The organism is Rhodoblastus sp., assembly GCF_041915505.1.
Lineage (GTDB): Bacteria > Pseudomonadota > Alphaproteobacteria > Rhizobiales > Beijerinckiaceae > Rhodoblastus.
Genome location: NZ_JAYSBG010000153.1, coordinates 1 through 8042 on the forward strand (window position 1 = coordinate 1; position 8042 = coordinate 8042).

7 protein-coding genes and 1 tRNA gene are annotated in these 8042 nt (G+C 66.1%); 5 read left to right on the forward strand and 3 right to left on the reverse strand.

Features of this window, described 5'->3' with window-relative positions; genetic code table 11:
- Positions 1-12: 12 nt before the first annotated feature.
- Positions 13-1116 (reverse strand): OpgC family protein, encoded by a 1104-nt coding sequence (locus ACE3S9_RS10955; RefSeq protein WP_374546496.1) that lies wholly within the window; start codon positions 1114-1116, stop codon positions 13-15.
- Positions 1117-1242: 126 nt separating this feature from the next.
- Positions 1243-1584 (reverse strand): HesB/IscA family protein, encoded by a 342-nt coding sequence (locus ACE3S9_RS10960; protein ID WP_374546497.1) that lies wholly within the window; start codon positions 1582-1584, stop codon positions 1243-1245.
- A 202-nt stretch (positions 1585-1786) separates the two neighbouring features.
- On the opposite strand from ACE3S9_RS10960, the gene ACE3S9_RS10965 reads away from it, so the two are divergent.
- Positions 1787-3007, forward strand: coding sequence for a deoxyguanosinetriphosphate triphosphohydrolase (locus tag ACE3S9_RS10965; protein WP_374546498.1), 1221 nt, complete (start codon positions 1787-1789; stop codon positions 3005-3007).
- 109 nt (positions 3008-3116) lie between these two features.
- Here the strand turns inward: ACE3S9_RS10965 and ACE3S9_RS10970 are convergent, their stop codons facing one another.
- The gene (locus ACE3S9_RS10970) at positions 3117-3833 is read right to left on the reverse strand and encodes a histidine phosphatase family protein (protein WP_374546499.1); all 717 of its coding nucleotides are present in this window, start codon (positions 3831-3833) and stop codon (positions 3117-3119) included.
- Positions 3834-4103: 270 nt separating this feature from the next.
- On the opposite strand from ACE3S9_RS10970, the gene ACE3S9_RS10975 reads away from it, so the two are divergent.
- The 4 genes from ACE3S9_RS10975 to ACE3S9_RS10990 all read left to right on the forward strand — a co-directional run bounded on the left by ACE3S9_RS10975 (position 4104) and on the right by ACE3S9_RS10990 (position 8032).
- Complete coding sequence (locus tag ACE3S9_RS10975; protein ID WP_374546500.1) at positions 4104-5402, forward strand: homoserine dehydrogenase; 1299 nt, start codon at positions 4104-4106, stop codon at positions 5400-5402.
- Between the two features lie 64 nt (positions 5403-5466).
- Positions 5467-6066 carry a glutathione S-transferase family protein gene (locus ACE3S9_RS10980; protein ID WP_374546501.1) on the forward strand — a complete coding sequence of 200 codons (600 nt, stop codon included), beginning with the start codon at positions 5467-5469 and terminating at the stop codon, positions 6064-6066.
- Positions 6056-7861 (forward strand): single-stranded-DNA-specific exonuclease RecJ, encoded by a 1806-nt coding sequence (recJ, locus tag ACE3S9_RS10985; RefSeq protein WP_374546502.1) that lies wholly within the window; start codon positions 6056-6058, stop codon positions 7859-7861. Before ACE3S9_RS10980 ends, recJ begins: the two co-directional genes overlap by 11 nt.
- Before the next feature lie 95 nt (positions 7862-7956).
- Positions 7957-8032 (forward strand) — tRNA-Glu (locus tag ACE3S9_RS10990).
- The last annotated feature ends 10 nt before the right edge of the window (positions 8033-8042 follow it).

Here is an 8042-nt window from a genome sequence, read left to right on the forward strand (position 1 = left end):
GGCAGGCCAGGCTCAGGCCGAGGCCAGGCGCTGCGCGCGCGCCACGGCGAGCCTTTTCCGCCATTCCGACAACCATGCGACTGCGCCCAATCCCGTCAATCCGACAAGTAACACGAGGAGGTCGATTTCCAAACGCCCGTCAAAGCGATAACGGGCGATCTGGCCGCACAGGCTCAGCACCGAGCCCGCGCAGAACACATTCAGCGAATTGCGGCCGAGCATCGCCAGATAGGCGGTCAGCGGCCGCGAGAAGCGGTCGATATAGCGAAAGGAGCCCATGAAGAAACAGGCCAGCGCCAAGGCGTGGATCACCCGCGCCGGCGACAGATAGGTCTTGTCGAACACGAAGAACAGCTTCGGGCTCGGCAGCACGGCGGGGTCGGGCGTGAAATCGGCGATCGCGATGGTCGCGCCGATGGCGACCTGGAGGCCGGACAGCCAGAATAGGATGTTCTTCGTGCGCGGCGAGAAGCTGGAATAGCCGCGCGGGCCGCTCAGCACGAAGCCGAGGATGAAGATGAACTGCCAGGCGAAGGGGCTGAAGAACCATGTGCCCTCGACCGGCCAGGTCGGCAGGTTCCAGCCGGTCGCGACCGTATAGAGGTAGAGCGCGGCGGATAAAGGCAGCAGGATGCGCGGCGCCAGTCGGTCGACGATCCCGATGGTCGGCCCCATCGCCATCAGCACCACATAGAGCGGCAGGATGTTGAAATAGCCGAGCTGATAGCGCAGCAGCGCCAGCCCGATATGGGCGTCGACCGGATCCTCGAACACTGCCGCCGCATTGTGCCATTGCAGGATATAGGGCTGGTCGAGCGCCTTGGCCGCGCCGGCGATGATGGCGATGGCGAAGGCGGTGATGACGATCTGCGCGAAATAGATCGTGAGGGCGCGGCCCGCCAGGCGGTAGAGCATCGCGCTCAGCGGCTCGTCGGCCAGCGAATTGACCACATAGCGCAGCGAGACGCCGGCCAGGAACACGAAGAGTTCGGCCGAATCCGACAGCGAATATTCGCGGAACGTGTAACGCTCGATGAAAATGCCGGGGACGTGATTGACGAAAATCGTCACAAGCGCGAAGCCGCGCCAGAAATCCACCGAATTGGGCGCCCTCATGCGGGGGCGCCCGGGAGGTTACGCCGGGCGTTTCGGGTTTCGGCGGCGCGGCGGGACATGCGGGCGGCTCTCGGTTCGGGGGCTTTCCGCGAGCGCGGCTCCGTGACGGCGCCGCCTGCGAAAACCTCAAATGGCGAAGCTGGTCCCGCAGCCGCAGGATGCGGTGGCGTTCGGATTGTCGACGCGGAAGGACGAGCCCATCAGATCGTCGACATAATCGATTCGGGCCCCCTTGAGGAAATCGAGCGACACCGGATCGACCGCGACGCGGGAGTCGGCATCGCCCAGGATGAGGTCGCCGTCCTCGGCGGCGGGAACGATGTCGAAGGCATATTGAAAGCCGGAACAGCCGCCGCCATTGACGGAAATGCGCAGGAAGGCGCCGGGCGCCTCGCCGCGCAGCACTTCCGCCACGCGCTTCAGCGCGCTGTCGGTGACGGCGACCTGTTCCGCCGCGATCTGGGTCATGGGATTCTCCAGGCAAGCTCTGTCACCCTGAAGATAGTCGGCGGCGGCGGCGGGTCAATGCGACACGACGCCTTTTATGCCGCGTCGCGGAAAAGTCGCCTTGCGATTATACAACCGGCGGCCTCGACGCCGCCGCGCCGCGCGTGATAAGCGCGGGAGCGCATGCGGCTTGCGTCCTGCCGCCCAATCATCGGGTTCCGCCTTGTCCGCCGCCGCGTCCGATCTCTCGCCGCCCTTCATCCATGACAAGCCGCTGGCGCCTTTCGCCGCCGACTGGCGCCGGAGCCGGGGGCGCCTCTATCCCGAGCCGGAATCGCCGACCCGCGGCGCCTTTCAGCGCGACCGCGACCGTCTGATCCATTCCACCGCCTTCCGCCGCCTCGCCCACAAGACGCAGGTGTTCATTCCGCTGGAAGGCGATCATTTCCGCACCCGGCTGACCCATACGATCGAAGTGGCGCAGATTTCCCGCGCCCTGGCGCGCGGGCTGCGGCTGGACGAGGACCTGGCCGAGGCGACCGCGCTCGCCCATGATCTCGGCCACACCTGTTTCGGCCATGCCGGCGAGGAAGTGCTGGACGAATGCATGGCCGCCTATGGCGGTTTCGACCATAACGCCCACGCTTTGCGCATCGTTACCCGGCTGGAGCGGCGCTACGCCGGCTGGGACGGGCTCAATCTCTGCTACGAGACGCTGGAAGGGCTGGTGAAACATAACGGCCCGCTGCGCGGACCTTATGTCGGACGTTATGCGTCAAAGGAAATACCTTTGGAGATCAGTGAATTCGACAAGGTTTTTCCACTCGATCTGGAGCTGTTCGCCTCGGCAGAGGCGCAATGCGCGGCGTTGGCCGACGACATCGCCTATAACGCCCATGATATCGACGACGGCTTGCGCGCGGGCTTGTTCGATCTCGACGATTTGCGCGAGGTCGCCTTCCTGCGGGCGCTGCTCGACGAGGTCGCGAGGATTCATCCCGATCTGGAGCGGGTGCGGGTGATCCATGAGCTGGTCCGCCGCGTCATCACGCGTTTCGTCGAGGACGCCTTCGCGGAAACCGCCCGCCGCCTCGCGGCGCTGGCGCCGGACAGCATCGAGGACATCCGCCGCGCCAGCGCGGCGACGGCGGCCTTTTCCGCGCCGATGGCGGCTGCGCAGAAGGAGATCAAGGATTTCCTGTTCGTGCGGATGTATCGCCATCGCAAGGTGCTTCCGGTCTGGAAAAACGCCAAGACCATCGTGCGCGGGCTGTTCGGCAAGTTTTTCGCCGCGCCGGACGCCATGCCCGAGGAATGGGCGCTGACGGCGCGGCCCTGCGACGAAGCGGGCCGGGCGCGGGTCGTTTCCGATTACATCGCCGGAATGACCGACCGCTACGCGCTGGCCCAGGCGCAGAAATGGCTGGGGACGGGGCTCGGCTGAGCGCGAAGGGCTCGAAGCGGATAGGGCGATCATCGGGTTATAGACGCGAGTCGACCGCATTCTGTCGAAAAGCGCCGCGCATTCGCGGATATTTGGGCGGCCATGCGCTTTATTTGATGCAACCGGCCTGTATGTGCTGAGGCTCCGGCTCATCCCAATCATTGGCGGGCAATTGCGCAAAGGGCGCCGTAAAAGCCTGACGGACCATGCGGAACCCTGTCGGAATGGGATTGTTCGGCGCGTAATCGACAATCCAGAAGAAATCGTAATTCGTGTCCGGCCAGGTTTTGGGCGCGCCGGCGATCTGGTCGAGATGCAAAAGCTGGCGCAGCGTCACCAACTCGCCGGGATATGATTTTTCCAGCTTTGCCTTGGCGATATGGACGTGTTCCCAGGTCATGACGACAATTTTTCTCAGATAGCGCGGATCCGTCATGACGTCGTGCGCCGCCTGCTGCGTACGCTGGTTCACGTCGGCCTCCCTCGCTGCGTCATCTTCGTCCTCTCCGGGCACGACGGTGTAGGCGATCACCGGCAAGTTCCAGCTCTGCGCCGCCGGCGTGATCGTCTCGATCGGATGCAAGGTGATGGCGAGAAACGCGTCGGGCTTTTCACCGCCGGCGAACAGGGATTGCGCGGCGCCTTGGCCGAGAAACTGGCTCTTCAGGGCCTGCGCGCGCTGCATCCCGAGATCGCACAAAGCGTAAGGATTGAGCTTTTCGGCATGTCGCATCAGGATGATTCGGGCCGGCTCCGTCAAAGCCGCTGCCGGCGGCAGAAAAATTGCCAGTCCGAGGGCGCAAAGCGGGAGAGGGAAAAAGCGCATCACGTCGCTCCCTCGTTGCTGCGGCGCCCCCACATGGGAAAAAGCGCGTCGCGCATCTTGCTTCGGCGCCCGAGGCTTCAGGCGGGGGCCAAAGCTTCCGATAAGCGCAATATACGCCGTACGAACGTCCTCTCCATTCACTATTTATTGGCGATCCGGTTCTCGCCCGTGCAGCGAGGCGGATGAAGGCGCGCACGGCGCCGCGCATTGATCCTCCGCGCGAAATGAGGCACAAGGCCGCAAAGTCCAGAAATCATGCGGGGCCGGGTGATGAGTGAAGTTTTGCGCGTCGGCATCGCCGGCCTCGGGACCGTCGGCGCCGCCGTGGTCCGTCTGCTGCGGGCGCAGGCCGGCGACCTCGCCGCGCGCACCGGCCGCAAGATCGTCGTGGCGGGCGTTTCGGCGCGCGACGCGGCGCGCGAGCGCGGCATCGACCTGTCCGGAGTCGAATGGTTCGCCGATCCCGTGGCGCTGGCGCGATCCGAATCCATCGATCTGTTCGTCGAGCTGATCGGCGGCGACGAGGGCGGCGCGCGGGCCAGCGTCGAGGCGGCTCTGGCGGCCGGCAAATCGGTGGTGACCGCCAATAAGGCGCTGCTCGCGAAACATGGTCTTCACCTCGCGGGCCTGGCCGAATCGCATCACGCCGCGCTGGCTTTCGAGGCCTCGGTCGCCGGAGGCATCCCCATCGTCAAGACCCTGCGCGAAGGCCTCGCCGGCAATAGCGTCGAGCGCGTCTACGGCATTCTCAACGGCACCTGCAATTACATCCTCTCCCGCATGGAGCTGGAGGGCCTGTCCTTCGCCGAATGCCTGGCGGAGGCCCAGAAGCTGGGCTATGCCGAGGCCGACCCGACCTTCGATATCGGCGGGTTCGACACCGCCCACAAGCTGGCCATTCTCGCCTCTTTGGCCTTCGGCGTGAGGCTCGACGCCGAGGCGATCAGCATCGAAGGCATTCAGGATATTTCGCTCGCCGACCTCCATGCGGCGAAAGAGCTGGGCTATCGCGTGAAACTGCTCGGCGTCGCCCAGCGCACCCCGCATGGCGTCGAACAGCGCGTGCATCCAATCATGGTGCCTCTGTCTTCGGCCGTCGCGCAGGTGATGGGCGTGACCAACGCCGTGACGGTGGACGCCGATGCGGTGAACGAACTGACCCTGGTCGGCCCCGGCGCCGGCGGCATGGCGACCGCCTCGGCGGTGGTGGCCGATATCGCCGATATCGCGCGCGGCATCCGCTCCGCGCCGTTCGGCCTGCCGGTCGGCCATCTCGCGCCGGCGCAGAAATCGCCGATGCAGCGCCACGAGGGCGGCTATTACATCCGCCTCGCCGCCCGCAACCATATCGGCGCCGCGGCGGCGATCGCGGCGCGCATGGCGGAGCGCGAAATTTCGCTGGAAAGCATCGTCCAGCGCCGAGCCTGCGCGGCGGACGACAGCATCGTGCCGGTGGTGCTGGTCACCTATGCGACCACCGAGGCCTCGGTGCGCGAGGCGCTCGCGGCCATTGTTGTTGACGGCCATATCGCCGAAAAGCCGCAGGTGATCCGCATCGAGCGGGAGTAAACGCGGGCTTGACGCCGGGGCTGATTGTTCCTATTTTGTTCGCGTTTCGGCGAGGGAGACAAGGATGCGGCTTTACTGGGCGCCCCGGACGCGGTCGTTGCGCGTGCTCTGGTTGTTGGAGGAGATCGGCGCGCCCTATGAGCGCGTTCTCGTCGATCTGAAGAACGGCGGCCAGCACACGCCAGCCTATCACGCCGTCAATCCGATGGAGAAGGTCCCGGCCCTGCAGGATGGCGAGGCTTGCGTCGCTGAATCCGGCGCGGTCATTGCCTATCTGGCGGAAAAATTCCCGCAAGCCGGCCTCGCGCCCGCGATCGGCGATCCGACGCGCGGGCGTTATTTGCAATGGCTGTTCTTTTCGGGCTCCTGCGTCGAGGCGTCGATCACCCAGAAATACGCCAATGTGCAATTGCCGGAGGTTTCGGCGGGGTGGGGCTCTTTCGACAAGGTTTTCAACGTCCTGTCCGAGACGCTCGCCGCCGGCCCCTATATTCTCGGCGAAAAATTTTCCGCCGCCGACGTGCTGATCGCCTCCGATCTGCATTTCGTCGTCAACGTGTTCAAGATGTTGGCGCCGCGCCCGGAATTCACGGCTTATCTGGAGCGGTGCCAGTCGCGTCCGGCCTTCCAGCGCGCGCTGAAAATCGATGCTGATGGCGTCTGAACGGCGGGTTCTGCTCGGCGTCGAGAAGAGCGCGCTCGGACGGCCCTGGCTCAGTCGGCTTGACGCCGCGGGCGACGCCTTGGCGCTGGCGATCGCGCAGCGGACCGGCTTGCCCGACCTGCTGTCGCGCGTGCTGGCCGGGCGCGGCGTCGCGCCGGAGACCGCGCTGGCGCATCTCGATCCGACCTTGCGCGCGCTGCTGCCCGAACCCTATGCGCTCACCGCCATGCAGGAGGCGACGGAACGGCTCGCTCGGGCGGTCGAGCGGCGCGAGACCATCGCCATTTTCGGCGATTACGACGTCGACGGCGCCTGTTCCTCGGCCCTGCTCGCTGAATTTTTCGACTATTGCGGCGTCACCCGCCTGATCCATATCCCGGATCGCATCACCGAAGGCTATGGCCCCAATAGCGAGGCGATCCGCGCCTTGGCCGCGCGCGGCGCGACGCTGCTTGTCACGGCGGATTGCGGGACCACCAGCCATGAGCCTTTCGGCGAGGCGCGTCGGCTGGGCATGGATGTGGTCGTGCTCGATCATCACCAGGCGCCGGAGCGTCTGCCCGAGGCGATCGTGGTCAATCCGAACCGGCAGGACGATGTTTCGGGGCAGGGCGCGCTCTGCGCGGCGGGCGTTGCCTTTGTCGCTCTGGTCGCGCTCAACCGCGCCCTGCGCCAGCGCGGCTTCTGGCGCGAGCGGCCGGAGCCGGATCTGCTGGCTTCGCTCGATCTGGTGGCGCTCGCCACCGTCGCCGATGTCGCGCCGCTCACCGGCCTCAATCGCGCTTTTGTCGCCAAGGGCCTCGCCCTGATGAAGGGGCGCGGCCGCGTCGGCCTGCGTGCTTTGGCCGATGTCGCCCGGCTCAACGGGCCGCCGCGCGCCTATCATCTCGGCTTTCTGCTGGGCCCCCGCATCAATGCCGGCGGCCGCATCGGCGATGCGGCGCTCGGCGCGCGGCTGCTGTTGCTGCGCGACGAGCTGGAGGCCGCTTCCATCGCGTCCGAACTCGACCGCCTCAATGGCGAACGCCAGATCCTCGAAAAGCAGATGCTGCAGGAGGCTTTGGCGGAAGCCTACAAGCAATTGGGTCCGGCGGAGGAGGGCGCCTTTGTGCTGGCGGCAGGCGAGGATTGGCAGCCGGGCGTCGTCGGTCTGGTCGCCTCGAGGCTCAAGGAAATGTTCGGCCGTCCGGCTTTCGCCATCGCCTTCGACGGCGACGTCGGAACCGGCTCCGCGCGTTCGATCGCGGGGGTCGATCTCGGCCGTGCGGTGCGTGCGGCGGTGGAGCGCGGCCTGCTCGTCAAGGGCGGCGGCCACGCCATGGCGGCCGGAGTGACCCTGCGGCGCGACCAGCTCGATCCGTTCCAGTCCTATCTCGACGAGGCGCTGGCGGAGTCCGTCGCGCGCGCCCGGACCGGAGCGGGCCTTGCGGTGGACGGCCTGCTGACGGCGAGCGCCTGCGCCCCGGCTTTGGTCGAAGAGATCGAAAAGGCCGGGCCTTTCGGCGCAGGCAATCCGGAACCAGTCTTCGTCCTGCCGGAACACAGGATCGCGGAGATTCAGCCTTTCGGCGGCGATCATCTGCGCTTGAGGGTCCAGGCGGGAGACGGCGCGCGCCTGGAAGTCGCGGCCTTTCGCGCGGCGCAGACGGCGATCGGCGCGGCTTTGGCCAAGGCGCGTGGCGAGCGCGCGCATCTCGCTTGCTCCTTGTCGCTCGATCACTGGGGCGGCCGCACGAAAGTGAGCGCGCGGCTGGTCGATCTGGCTTTGTGCGGCGCGAACGGTGGATCGCGATAAAAATCCACAGGGGTTACGGGAGGAAAGGCTTGTCAGCGCGAATTGGCGCGTTTATACGTCGCCCCACTTCGCGAGCGGCTCCGCCGGTTCGCCCCGCGCCCATCGTCTAGCGGTCTAGGACGTCGCCCTTTCACGGCGAAAACAGGGGTTCGATTCCCCTTGGGCGCGCCAATAAAATCAA